This is a genomic window from Methylocystis echinoides (assembly GCF_040687965.1).
Taxonomy (GTDB): Bacteria; Pseudomonadota; Alphaproteobacteria; order Rhizobiales; family Beijerinckiaceae; genus Methylocystis; species Methylocystis echinoides_A.
The window spans coordinates 25262-42452 of the sequence record NZ_CP156085.1 but is presented as its reverse complement, the minus strand read 5'-3'; the positions used below and the strand labels follow the sequence as shown (position 1 = coordinate 42452).

Below are 17191 nucleotides of genomic sequence, written 5' to 3'. Positions count from 1 at the left end.
GGAAACCCCTGCTATGCTGGGCGCAAGGCGCTGATTTGGGCTCCCCAGAGCCCGCCGAGGCGTCGGATTTTTCGAGCCCCGAGCGCGCGGCGGCGTAAGCGAGGATAGAATGGCGGAAGCCGACAAGGGCGAGACCGGCGGCAGGGCGCTCGCCGAGCCCGCCGCCCATCTCGCGGCGCTCTCGGAAAAGGCCCGCGACTACGCCCGCAACGCCCGCTCCGAGAACACGCAGCGGGCTTATGACGCCGACTGGCGGCAGTTCGCCTCCTGGCTGCGCCGGCAGGGCCTCGAGCCCCTGCCCCCGGACCCGCAGACCGTTGGCCTCTATCTCGCGGCTTGCGTCGAGGGCGCAGACTCTGCCGGCGCTCGAACCATCGGCGCCGGAGGCCGGCCGCCGTTATCTGTTTCCTCGCTCGAGCGCCGGCTCTCCGGGATCTGCTGGCGCTATCGCCAGCTCGGCTTCCCGCTCGACACGGGCGATCCCCATATCGCCACGGTGCTTGCCGGCATCCGCCGCGCCCATGGCCGCCCGCCCGCCCAGAAAGCGGCGATCTACGCCGACGAGCTGCTGGCCATGCTCGCCGTCCTCGACAACGACCTGCGCGGCCTGCGCGACAAGGCTATCCTCGCCATCGGCTTCGCCGGCGGGCTGCGCCGCTCCGAAATCGTCGGCCTCGACTGCGGGCCGGATCAGACCGCGGACGGCGCCGGCTGGATCGAGATTGTCGGCGCGCAGGAAAATGGCGGCGGCCTGCTGCTGACCCTCAACGGCAAGACCGGCTGGCGCGAGGTCGAGATCGGCCGCGGCTCCTCCCCCCTCACCTGCCCCGTCGCCATGCTGGAGACCTGGCTCGAACTCGGCAGGATCGCGCGGGGTCCGGTGTTTCGGGCGATCGCTCGCAAGAATGGCGGCGTCTCGGCCGGGCGCCTCTCCGACAAGCATGTCGCCCGCCTCGTCCAGAAGACGGCGCTGGCCGCCGGCCTGCGCGGCGACCTTCCCGAAGGGGAGCGCAAGCGCGCCTTCTCCGGCCACTCTCTCCGCGCCGGTCTCGCTTCCTCGGCGCAAATCGAAGAAGGGCATGTGCAAAGGCACCTCGGCCACGCCGCCCCCGAAATGACCCGCCGCTATCAGCGCAAACGCGACCGCTTCAGGGTCAATCTCACCAAGGCCGCGGGGTTGTGAGCGATTATTTCAGCTCCGCCGCCAGCTCGGGATGACGGTCGAGCAAGGCCATCAGCTGAATTGTCGGGCCGCTCGGCTCGACCAAGCCCCGCTCATATTTGTCGAACGCGTTTTCGCCGACCTTGAACAGAGCCCCCGCCTCGCGCTGCGATAGCTGAAGCTTAGCACGCAGGCGGCGGATCGTTTCTGGCGACGGCACGCCGTCCGCCTTCTCCTTGAGACCGCGTAGCGCCTGGTCGACGATGGCCATGTCCTTGCCGATGTGGACGCCGTCGCCTTCGCCCGCGGGATAATAACCGGGCAGATCGACGACGACGCTCTCGCCCTTATAGGCGACCGTAAACGGACGCACGCCGCGCGCCAGCGTCTCTCCGGTTTCAGGAGAAATCATCGTCGCGGGAAGCGGCTCGTGTTTCGTGGCCATCACTCACTTTTCCTTGAACGAGACGACCGTGAACTCGGTCAGCACATCCGCCGCATCGGCGCGTGATAGACGTCCTGCCACAGCCGATGGTCGGCAAAGGTCGTCATCGACTTGATGAACATTTGCCGGTCGACGCTATGGATCGTCTCGACGATTGCTCCGCGATCGAACCCCAATGCGGAAGCGTCGCGTAGCGCCGACGTCGTGATGGCCAGCCGATCAACCGACCCGATCGCCTGCTTGATGGCATCGAGATCATAGGTTGGCCGCCGCTTTTCAATAAGCTTAGATGCCACCATTAAGGTAGTTCAAGGCCCGGCTTGTGGCCGCAACGCTCCCGTCATCACCCTACCCTCTTCCGCTCGCGCGCCCCTTTTGCGGCCTTGCCGCGCAACAGCGCCATCAATACCGGCCCAAGTGAAAACTCCCCTGCCCGCGCCTTGGCGGTCAGAACGCGCAGATAGCCGCCAGCGGACCTGATCTCCTCGCCCCGCTGAAGGATGGCGGCGATGACAATCGCGGCGTCATGCTCGCCCATTGCGTCCAAGGCCTGCGCCCAGGCGTCGGGCGAGACGCCCAGCGCAGAGCGCACGGTCCCGGCGGCGGAAGCGAGATCGCGCCATGATGAAATGTCGCCACCCTTGGCGTAATCGACGATATCCGGACAAGCTTGCAGCACCATCCCCAGTGGATAGGTTCTGGGGGTTGGCGTGGGACGGACACGGGGCTCGGTTTCCTGTTTCTCGGGTTCCGAAGCCTGTGCCCCATCCGCCTCTGCTTCGTCGCCGATTGGCCCCAACGGTTCGGCCCTGCCTTCTCGAAGGCTAGGTTCAAGATCAGAAATGTTTGTGGTTTGATTCTGTATGTGCCGCTCAGTCTGAGACTCATTGGCGCTCTTATTTTCGCGTTTAACGTGGTTTTCCAACGCACTGTTGATTTCGCCCGCAAACGCAGCGAGTTCACCCGCCAAAGCCTCCAAATCGGTCCGTGTCATCCTGCGCGACTGGCAGCCGGCTAGCGCCAAATAGGCGCTGTGACGCGCCTCCCAGTCCCCGGGCACGCCCTCTTCCATCCCCGTCTCGATCATCTTGGCGATATCGCGCCGCGCCAGGGTGATCCTCTCACGCAACAAGGCCATCGCGCGGTTTTCGGCGCGCACCTCTTCGGCGAGATTTTCGATTTCGGTCGCGCGCGCGATGAGGGGCGTTAGGTCAAAGCCGAAGGCCTCGCCGATTTCCCCTCCCTGCCCTCTTCGCGCGAAGCGTTTGCCGTTTGGTGAGTCTCGGCGGATGATCAGGCCCGCGTCGACCAACATCGCGATATGCCGGCGCAGCGTCGCCGGCGCCATGCCGTGGGCGCGAATCGACAGCTCCTTGTTCGACGGGAAGACAACGATCCCCGGTACCACCTCGCTTTCCGAGCCGTTTGCGCCCTTCTCGGGGAGCGTCAGCGCCGTCTCCTGATGAAAGCTCAGCAACGCGTGCAAAACCGACAAAGCGCGGTCGGTGACGCCAAGCGGAGTTTTCGCCTCCGTCAGAGCCCTAAACAGCCGCCATTTATGGACGATGGTTTCTGACGCGTTAGGGCGCGACGCGAATTCTTTTGTCGCCGCCTGGCTCGCCACCATGGCGAGCGACAGCGATCGCCGCCCAAAGGGCGTCGTTGCTTGTCTTTGCATGACCTTTTGCCTCGCTTAGGCAAAAGAAATCTGCTCGCCGAAACGGCGCCGACTCTTGACAGTGATTCGCGGAAGTGAGAATCTCGGATTGCTTAGATACGAGAAGGGCTTCCGGGACGGTGACGTTTCGGGGGCCTTTTTCTTTTGCGTTTTAATCTCCACGCTCGATAACAGATTTCCCCTGTTTGAACGCTCGATACAAATCGGCCAAGTGTTCAGACAGGTATTCTCCAAACGCTTTTGCGTCAGAACCTCTTGCCTTAAGCGATACGGTGTATCGCTTGCCTTCGGCTAACATTTCAGCAGACAGAGCCCCATCTTCCGAGGCCCAGTTCTGCTTTTGACTCGCACGAGGACGGCCCGCGGACTTCGCACTTTTGAGACAAGTTATGATTGCGTTGAATCGCTCGTCGCTGGAGAGGTCCGATACGCCGCCTTCCTCGATCACCTTCCGCGCAACATCATGGTTACCTGGCTTTTCGAGTAAAAGTTTAAGCTCATACCACCGATCTCGGCCCACGCCTTTTGCCGGCCCGATCGCTCGGAGAATTTCCTCTGGCAAACTCGCCACGGACAGCATCTTGGAAAGTGTCGCCCGGTCAATCGAGAGAGCCGCAAGGATTGTCGAGTTATCTTCGTCGTAGCGAAGCCGGGAAAGCTTTGAAGCAAAGAGCGATTTTTCGATGAAGGAAAGATTGGCTCGGGCCGAGTTTTCTTGGCCCTGAGCAACAACGTGTTCGCGGTCCTTCAGTTCTTTGACGACCGCACGTACTTTCCGACCGAGGAGCTTCGCCACACGGGCGCGTCTGTGGCCGAACACGATCATGTAACGGCCCATCTTGGCGGGATGTGGGCGCACTAAGATTGGAGAGTCCTGTCCTCGATCGCGGATCGCCTCCACTAGTTCGTTGAATTCCTGATCGTCGCCGTCAAGTCTATCTTTTACGAATGAAACCTCGACAAGCTCCGGATCGAGTTCGACGATCGTCTCTCCTTCCATGAGTTTGTCGGCTTTGGCGGCCAGTTCATCAATGGAGCTTAGGATCGAGCGCGACGCGCCTTTCAAGGTGTAATCGAGCGCGGGGGCCTTTTCCTCGGGACTGTCGTGAGCCATGAGGCTGGCGAATGGGTTTTTACGAGCCACCGTTCATCCTCCTCATTGATCTAATTGACTGAAAAGAAGACGTGTTTTTGCAGTTTTTACGGCCGTCAACATCATAGGCGCCCCCATGCTTGATGGATGAGGCCCTGAATCTCGAAGTTAACAGCATCCATGCACTCGATCGCGCGATCATAAGTTTCGCGATTAAAATTTGCCCTCTCGACCTCATACAATGTCTGCTTTGTGAGGCCCGCGTCGGATATCGCAGTTGACTTAAGCATTGGACTTTTCAAAATTTCTTCTGCCAACATGGACTGCATGAACCCAAGCATCTGGGCCTGCGGGATATCTGTGGGCTCGTAGCGCGTGATCAGATACCTAAGCCAATCCATTTGCACATGGGCACCCACGTTCTTAATAGTCTTCGTGATGTTGCCGAGCATGAGCAGGAACTGACTCATCGACATCAGGTCCAGCATTTGCGGATGGACTGTAATCAGTACTGAGGTAGCTGCTGCGAGCGCTGTCAGCGTCAGGTATCCGAGTTGTGGTGGGCAATCTACGATAATGACGTCGTAGAGTTCGTCGACATCGGCGAGCGCTTTACCCAGCCGGGCGAAGAACCTCTTCCCTTCCGCTGAACCTTGCATCGCGAGCGGCGTGGCATATTCATACTCCTGCAGCTCGAGGTTAGCGGGAATGATATCCAGATATGGAAAATTGGTGGCCGCGATGACGTTCCGTATTGGCTTTCTTTCGTCGTCATAACGAATGGCATCGAACAGTGAAGGGTTGCGGTCTATTTCCGGCTGGAAGCCGTGCAAAGCGGAAAGAGACGCTTGCGGATCGAGGTCGATGGCAAGGGTCCGATGCCCGGTCAATGCGAGGTGCTGAGCAAGGTGTGCGGCAGTCGTTGTCTTGCCGGACCCGCCTTTGAAATTCACGATCGCAATAACCTGCAGCTTCTCGCCAGATTTACGGCGCGGGACGTATTTCTTGGCGTCCGATCGGCCATTTTTGTCCAGATATTGCCGTAGCTCGATCATCTGCTCGGCTGAATAGATCCTGCGTCCGCCGGCAGCGATCGTGGGCTCCGGGCCCTTTTTTTCCAGGTGTAGCCGCTTTAGATTATTGGGGCTTACGCCAAGATAATGCGCGACCTCGGCCATCGAAAAATGCCGAAGAGTCTTCTTCGCATTCGGAGGAAACTTTTCCAGGCGAAGTTGATCGAGCTTCCTGGATATTTCCGCGCCCTGAGCGAGTATCTTGTCATCGAATTCGAATGCCGGAAGCAACATCTGCTTTTCGCCCGATTAGAAAATAGCGCCAGAACGAACCTGATCGCAGATTTAGCGCCATTATGTCCGATTCGTTTGTGCTGGCAAGAATTATAGAGTTAACAAGAGATTAACGTGGCCTGACGGGTCCCTCAGCCGGTGCCAAATCGGCAAGAACCCTTAATTCATTGATTCAAATCGTTCTACAGCCGCTTTGACGGCCGTCAACTTTCCATCCGCCACACAGCAGCTCGGCGAGCGGGAGTCTACAATCGATCGGTTTTACCAAGAAAGATGATCGGGGAGATAACGAGCCCAGATTATGTTGTCATCTATTGCAAGGACACGCTTAGCCCGGACTACGTCTATCAGTATCTCCAGAGCGAAGCGGGCAAACACGCTATTAATCAAAAACCAAGGGGTCTGTTCGTTTTCGGCTCTACCATCAGCAGCTGGGAGAAATTGAAATTCCGATCCCTGCTGGTATCTCCGTACAAGAGAGGTTCGCTGATGCGTGCAACCGATTGGAGGCGATGCGAAGACGCGTCAGTCAGGCCAATCTCGCCGTACAGAGCTGCCTCAATGCCGCAATGCGTACCGCTTTCTTGAAGGACTAGGGCTGCAATCACCCGCGCCGCATGGCGTGGCTCAAGGAAAGGAGCGTGTCGGGGATCGATCCCTGCCACGCGACATTCAAGCCCGCTGGATAGCCGTCGCGGACGACTCCCGCTCCAGAATACCCGCGCGATGTATCCGTGTGGTGCGGACCGTCTCAGCGCCGCGATGCTGAACCTCGAAAGTGACGGAGTTGATCTCTTCGGGTTGGCAGCCGAAGCAATCATTGAAGGCCTTGAGGAGTTGGACGTCGCCGATCGCCTGCGCGGACGGATTGGGGTTGTTTCGGGGCGCGGGGATAGTCGCCGGGAACACATAAAGGCACGGCGGCGGCAGGGCGTACGGGCCTATGCTTGTGGCGCGCGCGGGATCGGCCGCGAGTTTGGGGCAGGGGCGCCCGATCGTGCCGCATACCATGTCCCAGATGATCAGCCCGTCGACGCGCTGTTCACGAAAAATGATTTCGGCGCTGAGGCGGGTATGAATGCCCGACCAGGCGTTATGTCGCGGGTCGGCACCTGGGTTGGTGCAGACGCTCCAGATGATGAACTCATGGGCGTGGGGCGGGCGCTCGAAAATGTTGGTGTTGTTTCCGTCGAGGCAGCCCTTTAGCTCGATGACCGCGATTTTTCCGGATGGCAGTCGCACGGAGTAATCGTGGCGGTTAGCGTCGCCGGCCGATTCCCAGTCGGCAATGAAGCCCTGGTCCTGCATGTGGTTGAGCACACGACGCGCGAAATCGCGCTTGTCGCGCATGGTCGCAGAATACTGTCCGCGAATGCGCTCAATGGCGCCACGAAAAAGACCGCTGTTGTAGAACTCTTGCTCGGAAAGCCCATGTTGGCCGAGCTTGTGGGACTCGACCTTCAGCACCTCCGCGAATTCCTCGATTTTTTGGCGCAATGCCTGGTTTTGTTCGCACGGTATGACGGTCATGCCGCAACCTTCGCGGCGGTCGGCCACTGCCTGAGAATAGGTTCGAACAAATGCTCGGCCAAATGCCGGACGACCGGGACAACCACACCGTCGCCGGCGAGATGATAGGCCTCGTTGTAATTGGTCGGAAGCTGGTATTCGTCGGGCAGGCCCATGAGTCGCGCGGTCTCTCGTCCAGAGATGAGGCGTGAACGGACCTTTTGGCCTTGCACGACAAGGATCAGCTGGCGGCTTGAACCGCCGGCCGGGGTACGCAAGCAGCCGGCGACGTCATCAAACCGGACTTCGGCGCGCTGCACTTTGATTCCGTCTGCATCAACGCGCGTGCGCTTGTAGATCGCCCCGACTTGGCACCTTTTCGAGCGCTTGGCGGCATCGACCTTGGCGCGGTTGACCTCGCTCATCATGTCGAGAAGACCCCGGGTCTTGGCCGGCGTATGCCAATCTACGTCGGCCGGGTCGTCCTCGATCAGATCCGCGAAAACCTGGTTGCGCGGATCGGGCTCGGGGAGGGACCACCAAACCCAATTTCGGCGCCCCCGCAGCGGCGTGTTCTCATGGGCGGTAAGCAGCCCACGCGAATGCCAGAGGGGCGAAGGCGCATCCTGGATCAGCGCGCCTGGGATTGCTTCGCCGTCACGCACGCCGATGATGAAAAGCCGCGGCCTGGATTGGGGAACGAAATGAGCCGCGTCGATAACGAGGGCCCCAAAGGTGTAGCCCGCCTGCTCAAAGGTCGAGCAGATGGCCGCAAAATCCTTGCCTTGGTGGGAAGTAAGGGTGCCGCAGACATTTTCGAGCGCGATAATCTTGGGGGCGCGGTTTTCGGAGATGAGCTGCTTCATTAGGTCCCAGAAGGGCCAGAAAGTGCCTGAGCGATCGCCTTTGAGGCCTGCTCCGCCGCCGGCAAGCGAAAGGTCTTGGCAGGGGAACGACGCCCAGGCAAGGTCAACCTGGCCGTCAAGATCTTTGGAGGAAAGCGTCTTGATGTCCGCGGTCCTCAGTTGGCCCTCGCCCCAGTTCGCGCGATAGATGGCACTCTTCTTGTGGTCGAAATCATTGGCGAAGCGGCAGCGCCAATTCTGCACACCCAAGCCGGCGCGCACCATGCCGCCACCAGCGAAGAATTCGAAAAATTCAAACATGGCCGCTCCCGACTGGGGGAGTGGATGCCTGCGTATCCTGCTCGCGCGCGAGCTTTTCGAGGATCGCCTCGGCAATCCAGGTATTGCGCGACACGACGCCCGGGCGCTTGGTCCGGAGCAGATCAATCGCCTCCCATATTTCGGGATAGAGGCGGACGCTCTGACGGGAGCGATCATCTTTCTTTGCAATAGCAGTCATGATTCGAATTAGGCGCCTAAGTGGCGCCAAAATCAAGAACGTTATGTGAACATTGCACAGGGGATTATTCGGTTGGGATTGTGATCTCGACCGGCGGCGCGATCTCCGTCTGAATGGGTGTGTATAGGTCTATGTCGACCTCAGGTGAGGCAAGAGTAACGATAAGCGCGTAACGCGTTTTCTGCTCGCAAACCTCGATATTCCTGCGCTCTTTCCACCAGCCAGACACGGGTTTCACACAAATCATGTCGCGCGCGGCGAGCTTCGCTCCTGATCCACGCCATTCGTCGCAGTGGATCGAACCGGCGGAAACATTCGTCGGCCCGAAAACCCAGCCGCCGTCATCTTGATTGCGAGAATGGCCGAGCGACGCAGGCGCGTCTTCGTCAGCGTTCATCCAGTAACGGAATTGTGCCTCGGTTTCGTTGGCACGTCTGAGGTCGAACCGCAGACCGAAGGACTGGTATTTCTGTGGGTCAATCGCCGCCGCGCGACCCGGGTTTGGCTCAACGAAATATGAAAGTGTGACTCGGAGAACAAATTCCTGCTCCGCATGCTGCTCCAAAATCTCCTTCGGCCAAGGCAGCCGATAGTAGTGGCACTCATTGAAGGCGACATATGAGGTCTTTGCGAAAGGCTGGATCATCTGCTGCGCGACTAAGGCTAGATGATTGCGTGCAGAGGCGGTTGCGCGTGTGTAGGACGGCACGCCGTATCCAAAGCAACGCGCGAGCCGTTGACGCTCGCGTAGACCACTTGCGGCGTTGAACCGTTCCTTCATGCGATCGGTCCATGCGGCGCTGTGGATCACGAGAGCGCGGATCGTTTCTGGCCAATAGTCTGGATGGTCCGCTTGGAGGCGCGCCGCAAGGCGGGCCGCAAGGGCGGTCGCAGCGCTTGTCGCTGCGAAATTGACGATCGGCAGGCGATCAACTTCGCTGCCTGTCGTGACCAACTCGAGCGAGGGGCAGGAGATAAGATTTTGGCCGCTCGGAGAGCGTGCGCGGTTTCCAGCCTCCATGACGATTTCGGGTTTAATCGGCGCTTTGCCCTGCGGCCATGCGAGGGAATTGCGAGAGAACGGGCTAAGGTCGCCCATGTCAGCAGAGGCAAGTAGCCGTCGAGGCCCTCGTCGTCGATCAGCTGTTTCTCGGTGCAGCCCCCGACCGTGAGGGCGTTCCAAGCTTGGGCCGGGTCCTCGATTGGATAGGCCTCCTCCGGTTCCAGCTGGTCAACATTGGTGACGGCAGGAACATTCCCCGCGGAGATGAAGAAGAGGCGCTTGGGGCTCTCGGAATCGTCCCCTTGGAGCCGTGCTGCGCTCGCGCGGTCAATAGTGGCGCTCCAACTGGTGCCACGTTCCCCCGACACGTCTTCATTGGTAATGGCCATGCAAAAAACACGGCTACGCTCTGGATTCTGGATTTCTGCAAGAGCAATAGCATCGGTTGTGATCGTGCTGAGCCGCGCCGGCTTATTCGGCGGAAATCCATCTGCGGGCAAAACTCGGACAGATTCTAAGCGGTGAGTGAGCCGGCGAGTCTCTGTGTCTTGCAGTGCGGCAAGCAAATCGCCGTGCAGGGCCAGACCTGCCATTTCCGTGCCATGGCTATCTCTCTGGTTGTCCGTTGGCACCCAGTCGGTGTCTGCCGAGAGAAGGTCCGTTTCAGAGAGGGCGGGTTCGATCAGAGCATGGGCACGATTGACTCCTGTATCGAGGAGACAAACGCTGGGCGCATCTGCGCCGGGCCAAATGGTCCGGTTTGCTAGGTCTTCGGTCCATGGGTGCTGATTTTCACGTACTTCTTCGATGAAAAAGGTTGGCGTATCAGACCCCCGCCGCAACTCTGTGAGGCCTTTGCAGGCGAACAGGGCGATCTCAATGTCGGCGCGCCGCGCAAAGACCGGAACCACTACAACCTCTGGAAAGAACAAATGGTAGTCGTCTCTGGCGATCTGGCATCCCAACCGACGAAGCGTCTCGATGATCTCGGCTTGCTGTTCACGGATACACCAGACCTCCCACCAGATTTGGGCTTGGGGATCTCCCGGAAGAAATGCCGGCTTGTCTGTCCAAAAGGAGAGAAGCCGCGCTCGGCGTATCCGCTCGATCGGCTCGACATACTTGCCTCGGGGCGGCTTGCCAGCTTCGGTCAGTGGGCCTGACCGATAGTCCTCTAGAATTGTTTCAAGGGCGGGTATGGATTCGTCGGGGACAAAGAGAACAGTCGTCAGAGTGTCTTGATCAGTTTGCTTCGTCGCGCCGGAGTAAATCCCGGCTCTCTTGCGATCCAAAGCCTCCGCATCCGATCCTCGCTGTAATTCGACTTCGTAATAACTGCCGTCACAGCGTTGGAATTGCTCGTCAGGAACGGGGGTTTCCTGAACCTCGCGGAACGCAGCCCGTAATTGTTCAAGAAGGAGAGCGCCATGCTGCTCGCGACTCCGGGGCGCGCTACCGCTTCCTCTATTTCTGGTGTGGGCCGTGTAGCTATGGGTTTTCTTGCGAGATGAAATGTCAAAGTGGGGGAGATTGAATTCTGCCATGCACTTTAGTGGTCTTTCTTACTGCTAAATGTTTGGTGCATCTCGCGACGCTCCAGGAGCCGCTTGGCGAGCTGATCCGACGTCACTGTATCCGACTCGTTGAGAATCGCGGATTTAACTGCGTCCTCGGTGGCGCGGGTTATCTCCGCCTGGCTTAGGCCCTCGGCGGCTTCAAAGAGAGCGGTCCAAGACAATCGCTTCGCCTTAAAGGGACGCATAGCTGCAAGAATAATTTGTCGAACTTGATCCTTGGTGGGCTTTTCAAAAGCGAGAGCGATGTCGAAACGGCGCACGAGCGCGTTATCGAGCAATTCCGGATGGTTAGTCGCACCGATAATGATGCTGTCCGTGGCGTTTTCTTCTTCCATATATTGGAGGAAAGAATTGAGCACACGGCGCATCTCTGCAACGTCGTTATTGGCCGTGCGCCTGCCGCCGACTGCATCAAATTCGTCAAAGAGGTACACGGCGCGGCGCTTGGCGGTTTCGTCGAAGACAAGCCGTAGCTTTGCGGCAGTCTCCCCCATGTACCGCGTTATCAGCGCTTCTAAGCGGATAACGAATAAGGGCAAGGAGAGCTGGCCAGCGAGGGCTTCCGCGGTCATGGTCTTACCAGAGCCGGGTGGCCCCACGAACAGGGCGCGACGATTGGGAGTCTTGCTGTGTTCGCGCAACCAAGCGCGTTTCAGCTGCTCTCGAACGAACTCATTCAACCGCCCGCGAATGGGTTCGGATAGGACAACGTCTTTGAGGGTGTAACGCGGCTTGCGATGCTCTAGCAGCCCTTCCAAATCACCCCGTGGCCTTGCGAACGGAATCGCGACGCTGCTTGCTTTTTTGGCGGTTCGGGCCGCCTCTACTGCTGAGCGAATTTGATCGGCAGTGGACCGATGTCCTTGCCGAGCCTCTGACGCAGCTATTTGCAAAGCAATCGACAAAAAAAGATCGTCGTCGCCCTCTGCGCGGCTCCGCAACATCGCCAATATTTGCTTCGCGTTAGACATTATCCCTTTGTTTCTTGTTTGGCTTTCGTTTCAGGTCGGCCAAGCTACCAAGGGTTTTCATGCGAAAAGTATAACATGCCGGATGAGCGGTTCCATGGATTTTGCATCATAAGGCAGCCCCCAGCTGCACGACGTCTCAAATCACCACGCGCTCAATTTCGTCCAGGCTCATCTCGTCGCGCCGGCGGTCACAGAGCCGCGTCGTGCGCCTCGAGGCGTGATTCGCCATGCTGGCTGCTTTTTCTAGCGTCCCCGGTTCTTCAAATAGGCGGTGATCCCCGTGGCCCCGAGCTATGGCTGCCGATCTTGGTCGCAATGCCTGCCGCCGAGGCGCGGTGGCGGATCATCGCATAGGCGTTCGCCTGGGGCAGCGGACTCAGCGTCAGCTCGTCCGTGCCGCGGCCGATCGTGCGGAACAAAAGCGCCTTTCGGTCGCCTGCTAAGTCGCAGCCGTCGATATAGGCGTGTAGGTAGGCTTCGAGGTTATGGTGGCACGGCATTTCGTGCCGCTTGCCGCCCTTCTCATGCAGCCGCACCCAGAGGCGGCCGTTCTGTACGTAAACATTCTCCACCCTCATGGCGAGCGCCGCACCGACACGGGCGAAGGATAGATCATCAGTCCAATGAGCGCGCGGTCGCGCAAGTCGGCGGGCGTGGTCACGTCAATGCTGTCGAGCAAGGCGCGCGCCTCCTGTGGGTCGAGCACCGGGGTCTTGCCGACTTTGATAACGTGCTTGGGGCCCCGGACGCTGGTGGCCGGATTGGTCGGGACAATCTGGCCGGTCACCAGCCAGTCGAACAGCTTACGGATGGCGGCGAGGCGCTGCTTGGCGGTCGGCGCGCTGTGGCTGCGCGTTAGCGCCTCGACATAAGCGCCGACGTGAAGCGGCTCGATGTCGATGAGCAAAGCGAGTCCATGCTGCTCGCATTAGGCGAGGAATTCTTCAATCGCGCGGCCATAGGCGCGGCACGTGTGCGGGTTGCGGGCGTTGTTGGAAGAACTCCCAAAAGCGCGTTCGGGCGCGTTCGCCGGCGGACGAGCGCGGGAAGCTCGGAACAAGGTGATTCATGCCTTCGATTTCTTCTCCAGTGCCTTTTCAAGCTTCGAAAGGTCGGCCTCCAGCTTCTCGATGAGAAGCGGCGTCGACGCCGCGACCAGCTCGACCCCCTTGGTCTTCGGTTTCTCGGCAACCGTCTTTAGGAGGTCATGGCCGCGTTGAATGGCCTCCTTGGTTTGATTGATCGCATATCTAATCTCGGCTTCACTCAGCTTGCCATAAGCCATGGGTGTTTCCTCGAATGTAGGATAAAGGACATTATCATATATAGGAGCTGGGGTCCTTCAGGATGGTCGGTGTCGCGCAACGCAGTGCAAGGGACTCCTCGTCGCCCGTCTCCGATCTCGGCATGCCGCTATTGGATTTGCAATGGCGACCCGCCTTTTCTTCCAGACATCCATCTGGCTCCCCGAATATGCGGCCTACGCACGTTTCCGTCTTCGGCGTGGGCGAAGGCGCTGGATTCGCGCTGATTGCCGGGGGCCGGCAGCGGATTGGAGCCCGCCCATATCTGCTCGAAGCGAGCCTCGAAGGCGTTGGCCACGGATGGCTCGCGCACGACAAGGATGTCATTGTCCTGCTGTTTGAGGCCTGACGCCGACAGGTTGGCAGACCCCGAGCGCAGGATCCGGCCGTCGATCGCATAGGATTCAGATGCATGTAGGGGCCTGGCGCCTTCATGCGGATGCTTCTCGCGATTTCGCGGAGTTGGTCGAAGGCGTGTTGCTGGCTCCGATCGAGGACGATACGAACGGCGACGCCACGCCTGTGGGCGTCGATTAGAGCGTCGATGACCGGCCAGTCGGTTAGCGAATAAGCGGCCATGTCGATCTTTGTATGCGCCGAGCGCAGCAAGGCGACATCCACATGCTCGAGGTTCTCAGCAGGCGCGTAGTGGATTTCGACCTCCCCAGCGCTGGCCGGGGGCGCGAACACGGGAAGGGGGCCGAGCGCCGCAAACGCCAGAACCACGCCACCGCCAATTCGTTTCCAAGCCAGCAATCCCAATTCCGGCCTTCTCCACACAGCCCTTCTCGTATAAGAACGAATACAGAACAACAGAGGCCCTGTCTATGTCCCGAAAACCCAACCGCCGGTCGGATCGCTTCGTGGATCGCGAACGCCTCCTAGCGGCGATCGGCGCTTGCCGGGAGAAAATCACCCGCGAACAAGCGCGGATGGAGGTTTGCGGGCCCCTATATCATTCTTCATCGACCGTCGTCGCGGCGATTGATGGCCTCGCGCTGATGCTCACCGGAAGGCGGGACTACTTCCATCTGACGGGCCATGGGTTGCATGCGGAAGTGCGGAATAGCGGCACAGGGAGAGACGCGATGCTCGCAGCGGGTAATCTTTTCGCAAACTTGCCCGAGCGTCGGACCGAGGAGGAGGTACACCCGGGTTCTGGTACGACCAAGAACAGTTCGAATGGGTGGTCCTGCTGACAGGCTCCGCGGGAGTGGTGTTTGAAGGGGAGGACACGCCCCGCATCCTACGCCCAGGGGACCATGTGGAGATCCCAGTGCGCCGTCGGCATCGAGTCGAATGGACGGATCCAACGGAGCCGACCGTGTGGCTCGCAGTACATTTGGTAGACCCCTCGGCCGAGAGCTCGAGGCTTAAGTGACTCAGTCGCAGTCCGTCAGCTATATCACGCAAGGCCACCGCGGCGACACTTCGTTAAAAGTTCCCTAACGGGTTCAGCGTAACGTTGTCGGCAATTTCGAAATGGAGCGAAACGGGCAACCACATGGGGGAAAATGCCGACCTCGGAAACACAGCCCAAGCAGCCTTGCTCCGCTACCGTGGCGCACTCGCCAGAGTAGAGGCTATAGAGTTTGCGGAGAAGAGAGCGCATCAAGCACTACTTGAGTGGCGCCAACGCGTTGAGGTTTCGATCTCCCAGGACGAGAGCTTAGCAGTCAAAGCAGAGCTCGTCGAAGCCGGAGAGTGCGCCGTATCCCAGCTGCAAGAGATCCGTCTCGCATTGGGCGCCGCGACACTGGAGCTGAAAGCGGCTTTTGCGGCCTTAGCTGCTATCGACGATTAGCTGACTGAGCTGCTGCCGGTTTCGTGGACGCCGAGAAACCGGCAGCAGCTCAGACGGCCATCCAAGGCGGCCAGGTTTTGGGATGATTCGAGAAGAGCTCGTTCGCTCCTTAGGGGATTAGGCCACGCTTGATGGCGAGAGCTACTGTATGCGTGACGTTCTCCGCCCCGAGCTTTGCCCGCGCGTTGTCGATATGAAAAGCAACGGTTCTGGGTTTGATGTTCATGATGCACGCGGTCTTCTCGATCGTTCGCCCTCGTGAAAGCCAGCTAAGGCACTGCGCTTCGCGTTGGCTGAGCGGAGACTCCACATCATCGGCGAGAGGTGATCGCAAGGCGGCTTCGACATGGGCATGGAAATACGTGGCCATCAGCCGCAAAAGCACCTTCGCCTCCTCAGAGCCTTCACATGCGTCGCGGCGGCATTTGTCAGAGGCGAAGGTAAAGACGGCAAATCGGTCGAAACCCGCGGGCAGAGGGATCGAGACGCCCTTTTCGATCCCGAACGCCGCCGCTTCAACATAGAACTTTTGCTGGACTTTGTTCGCTCCCCTTGTCGCCTGTTCGCCGCTCCAGCGAAAAACTTCTCGATCACGCCTTGCGCGACGGATGACAGGGTCGATTTGATCATATCGGTTCTTGCGGTAGTGCTCCGTCCACTCCTTTGGATAAGTCGAAATCAAGCGATGATCGTCGCCCGTGAAGGCAAGATATGCGAACCATCGGAACCCCAGCTCTTGCGCGGCGCGTTCGGCCACCGCACGGAAGGCTGACGCATCTGATGCCGTGCGCACGCCGTCGACAAAATCCTGATACGCAATTTCCAACTGCCGCATCTCATCATACCCTTTGCTCGAAATCCCCTACTTTCTCTTTAAAGTCTTTCCTCCTCGAGCATCGCTGATCACTCTGAATAAAAAAAAGGCCTTCACCTACGCTGTGTGCGGCTGCGATGCGGCGATTTTGTGGAGCCGGGCGAAGCCCTGTGAAATTTCGCAGGTTCATCGCCGGCGCGGGTTTTGTCTTTTCAAGCCACATTGCTTCGCGATTCGAGACGAGCGCGCGCAACCAACACGCCTCTTTGAACAGAACGGAAGCACAAATGGACCTCTCAGCCTTCATGGCGCTTGTCGAGCGCTGCGCGCCCGGCGTTGACGCACGAGAGCTCATCCCCATCGTGCGAGCCGCCAGCGGCTTTGAGAACCTCGCACTGACAATAGACGGTCGCAAACCGATCAAAATCCTTGCGACATCGAAAGATGAGGCGATCGCGCTCGCGATGCAGGCCAAAGTCGCCCACAAAGACGCCCGGCTGGGAATCGCTGGCCTGACCTTCGACGACCTCGACAAAACGGGGGTCAGCGTTTCTGAAGCTTTCGACGCCTGCCCATCTCTTCGCGTGGCGGCGCGAGTCCACGGCGAACAGGGTAGGGGCGCGGGAAAACTCGGCGTCTCAAACGCAACATTGCCAGCGAAGCGTTCGGCTGACGGGGATATTGATCCTCTCGGCGATCACGCGCTCGACCAGACGCCCAGGACTGTGGAGCAAGAGCCGCCATCCAAGGAGCCTTGGGACGTCTTCGGCAGACCGTCGGCAAGCTCGCTTCTCGTCTATCGACAAACGTTGCGCGCTCGCCGCGACCAAGCTCACCGATTCTCGAATGGAGTTGACGATCAATGATGCGCTCTCTTGCCCGCCGCCTATCATTCCTTTCATCCGCCAGCACCGCCGCCATCCTTGCTCTCAACAAGCCCGCCTTCGCCCAAAGCGCCAATGTCGAACGAATCCTCCAAAACATCGTCGACGCGCTCACCGGCAATGTCGCGAAGCTTCTCGCAACATTGGCTATCATCATCACCGGCATGTCCTGGATGTTCGGATATCTTGATTTGCGGCGCGCCGGCTACGTCATCCTCGGCATTGCTATCCTGTTTGGCGCAGCGGAAATCGTTTCGACGCTGACCGGCAAGTAG

General features: G+C 59.2%; 15 protein-coding genes and 3 pseudogenes. 4 read left to right on the top strand and 14 right to left on the bottom strand.

Translation table 11 applies throughout. The features are described 5' to 3' along the window. Nucleotides 1-109 precede the first annotated feature (109 nt). A complete protein-coding gene (locus tag RVU70_RS18790) occupies nucleotides 110-1183 on the top strand; it encodes a tyrosine-type recombinase/integrase (RefSeq protein WP_363351723.1) in 1074 nt (357 codons plus the stop codon). Nucleotides 1184-1187: 4 nt separating this feature from the next. Here RVU70_RS18790 and RVU70_RS18785 read toward each other — a convergent pair whose 3' ends face one another. From RVU70_RS18785 to RVU70_RS18725, 13 genes and pseudogenes are all read right to left on the bottom strand, one after another. Further along, on the bottom strand, nucleotides 1188-1607 hold the full coding sequence (locus RVU70_RS18785) for a type II toxin-antitoxin system MqsA family antitoxin (RefSeq protein WP_363351721.1): 420 nt from the start codon (nucleotides 1605-1607) through the stop codon (nucleotides 1188-1190). 38 nt (nucleotides 1608-1645) lie between these two features. Next, on the bottom strand, nucleotides 1646-1906 hold the full coding sequence (locus RVU70_RS18780; protein WP_363351719.1) for a type II toxin-antitoxin system MqsR family toxin: 261 nt from the start codon (nucleotides 1904-1906) through the stop codon (nucleotides 1646-1648). A gap of 44 nt (nucleotides 1907-1950) precedes the next feature. Beyond that, nucleotides 1951-3285, bottom strand: coding sequence for a plasmid replication protein RepC (gene repC / locus RVU70_RS18775; RefSeq protein ID WP_363351717.1), 1335 nt, complete (start codon nucleotides 3283-3285; stop codon nucleotides 1951-1953). Nucleotides 3286-3436: 151 nt separating this feature from the next. Beyond that, nucleotides 3437-4429, bottom strand: coding sequence for a plasmid partitioning protein RepB (gene repB / locus RVU70_RS18770; RefSeq protein WP_363351715.1), 993 nt, complete (start codon nucleotides 4427-4429; stop codon nucleotides 3437-3439). A 71-nt stretch (nucleotides 4430-4500) separates the two neighbouring features. Next, nucleotides 4501-5685 (bottom strand): plasmid partitioning protein RepA, encoded by a 1185-nt coding sequence (gene repA / locus RVU70_RS18765; protein ID WP_363351713.1) that lies wholly within the window; start codon nucleotides 5683-5685, stop codon nucleotides 4501-4503. Between the two features lie 672 nt (nucleotides 5686-6357). After that, nucleotides 6358-7215, bottom strand: a complete 858-nt coding sequence (locus RVU70_RS18760; protein ID WP_363351711.1) for a hypothetical protein — start codon at nucleotides 7213-7215, stop codon at nucleotides 6358-6360. After that, nucleotides 7212-8360, bottom strand: a complete 1149-nt coding sequence (locus RVU70_RS18755) for a DNA cytosine methyltransferase (protein ID WP_363351709.1) — start codon at nucleotides 8358-8360, stop codon at nucleotides 7212-7214. Before RVU70_RS18755 ends, RVU70_RS18760 begins: the two co-directional genes overlap by 4 nt. Then, nucleotides 8353-8559 (bottom strand): hypothetical protein, encoded by a 207-nt coding sequence (locus RVU70_RS18750; protein WP_363351707.1) that lies wholly within the window; start codon nucleotides 8557-8559, stop codon nucleotides 8353-8355. Before RVU70_RS18750 ends, RVU70_RS18755 begins: the two co-directional genes overlap by 8 nt. Before the next feature lie 64 nt (nucleotides 8560-8623). Beyond that, a pseudogene (locus RVU70_RS18745) lies at nucleotides 8624-11106 on the bottom strand (S8 family peptidase). A 5-nt stretch (nucleotides 11107-11111) separates the two neighbouring features. Next, nucleotides 11112-12110, bottom strand: a complete 999-nt coding sequence (locus tag RVU70_RS18740; protein WP_363351704.1) for an ATP-binding protein — start codon at nucleotides 12108-12110, stop codon at nucleotides 11112-11114. Between the two features lie 136 nt (nucleotides 12111-12246). Next, nucleotides 12247-13180 (bottom strand): annotated as a pseudogene (locus RVU70_RS18735) (tyrosine-type recombinase/integrase). Continuing rightward, nucleotides 13177-13395: a hypothetical protein gene (locus RVU70_RS18730; protein WP_363351702.1), complete on the bottom strand. Its 219-nt coding sequence runs from the start codon at nucleotides 13393-13395 to the stop codon at nucleotides 13177-13179. The pseudogene RVU70_RS18735 and the gene RVU70_RS18730 overlap by 4 nt, the downstream one beginning before the upstream one ends. A gap of 128 nt (nucleotides 13396-13523) precedes the next feature. Then, the gene (locus tag RVU70_RS18725; protein WP_363351933.1) at nucleotides 13524-13772 is read right to left on the bottom strand and encodes a hypothetical protein; all 249 of its coding nucleotides are present in this window, start codon (nucleotides 13770-13772) and stop codon (nucleotides 13524-13526) included. Between the two features lie 801 nt (nucleotides 13773-14573). On the opposite strand from RVU70_RS18725, the pseudogene RVU70_RS18715 reads away from it, so the two are divergent. After that, nucleotides 14574-14795 (top strand): annotated as a pseudogene (locus tag RVU70_RS18715) (cupin domain-containing protein); the annotation flags it as partial. Between the two features lie 532 nt (nucleotides 14796-15327). Here the strand turns inward: RVU70_RS18715 and RVU70_RS18710 are convergent. Further along, nucleotides 15328-16053 carry an autoinducer binding domain-containing protein gene (locus RVU70_RS18710; protein ID WP_363351698.1) on the bottom strand — a complete coding sequence of 242 codons (726 nt, stop codon included), beginning with the start codon at nucleotides 16051-16053 and terminating at the stop codon, nucleotides 15328-15330. Between the two features lie 284 nt (nucleotides 16054-16337). Between RVU70_RS18710 and RVU70_RS18705 the strand changes: the two genes are divergently transcribed. Both RVU70_RS18705 and RVU70_RS18700 read left to right on the top strand, forming a co-directional pair. Further along, complete coding sequence (locus RVU70_RS18705) at nucleotides 16338-16898, top strand: hypothetical protein (RefSeq protein WP_363351696.1); 561 nt, start codon at nucleotides 16338-16340, stop codon at nucleotides 16896-16898. Further along, entirely contained in the window at nucleotides 16898-17191 is a 294-nt protein-coding gene (locus RVU70_RS18700) for a TrbC/VirB2 family protein (protein ID WP_363351931.1), read from the top strand. The genes RVU70_RS18705 and RVU70_RS18700 overlap by 1 nt, the downstream gene beginning before the upstream one ends.

Excerpts from the sequence above, each read along its gene's own strand:
- RVU70_RS18790 (WP_363351723.1), top strand. The coding sequence starts at position 110 with ATGGCGGAAGCCGACAAGGGCGAGACCGGCGGCAGGGCGCTCGCCGAG.
- RVU70_RS18785 (WP_363351721.1), bottom strand. The coding sequence starts at position 1,607 with ATGGCCACGAAACACGAGCCGCTTCCCGCGACGATGATTTCTCCTGAA.
- RVU70_RS18780 (WP_363351719.1), bottom strand. The coding sequence starts at position 1,906 with ATGGTGGCATCTAAGCTTATTGAAAAGCGGCGGCCAACCTATGATCTC.
- repC (WP_363351717.1), bottom strand. The coding sequence starts at position 3,285 with ATGCAAAGACAAGCAACGACGCCCTTTGGGCGGCGATCGCTGTCGCTC.
- repA (WP_363351713.1), bottom strand. The coding sequence starts at position 5,685 with ATGTTGCTTCCGGCATTCGAATTCGATGACAAGATACTCGCTCAGGGC.
- RVU70_RS18760 (WP_363351711.1), bottom strand. The coding sequence starts at position 7,215 with ATGACCGTCATACCGTGCGAACAAAACCAGGCATTGCGCCAAAAAATC.
- RVU70_RS18755 (WP_363351709.1), bottom strand. The coding sequence starts at position 8,360 with ATGTTTGAATTTTTCGAATTCTTCGCTGGTGGCGGCATGGTGCGCGCC.
- RVU70_RS18750 (WP_363351707.1), bottom strand. The coding sequence starts at position 8,559 with ATGACTGCTATTGCAAAGAAAGATGATCGCTCCCGTCAGAGCGTCCGC.
- RVU70_RS18740 (WP_363351704.1), bottom strand. The coding sequence starts at position 12,110 with ATGTCTAACGCGAAGCAAATATTGGCGATGTTGCGGAGCCGCGCAGAG.
- RVU70_RS18730 (WP_363351702.1), bottom strand. The coding sequence starts at position 13,395 with ATGGCTTATGGCAAGCTGAGTGAAGCCGAGATTAGATATGCGATCAAT.
- RVU70_RS18710 (WP_363351698.1), bottom strand. The coding sequence starts at position 16,053 with ATGCGGCAGTTGGAAATTGCGTATCAGGATTTTGTCGACGGCGTGCGC.
- RVU70_RS18705 (WP_363351696.1), top strand. The coding sequence starts at position 16,338 with ATGGCGCTTGTCGAGCGCTGCGCGCCCGGCGTTGACGCACGAGAGCTC.
- RVU70_RS18700 (WP_363351931.1), top strand. The coding sequence starts at position 16,898 with ATGCGCTCTCTTGCCCGCCGCCTATCATTCCTTTCATCCGCCAGCACC.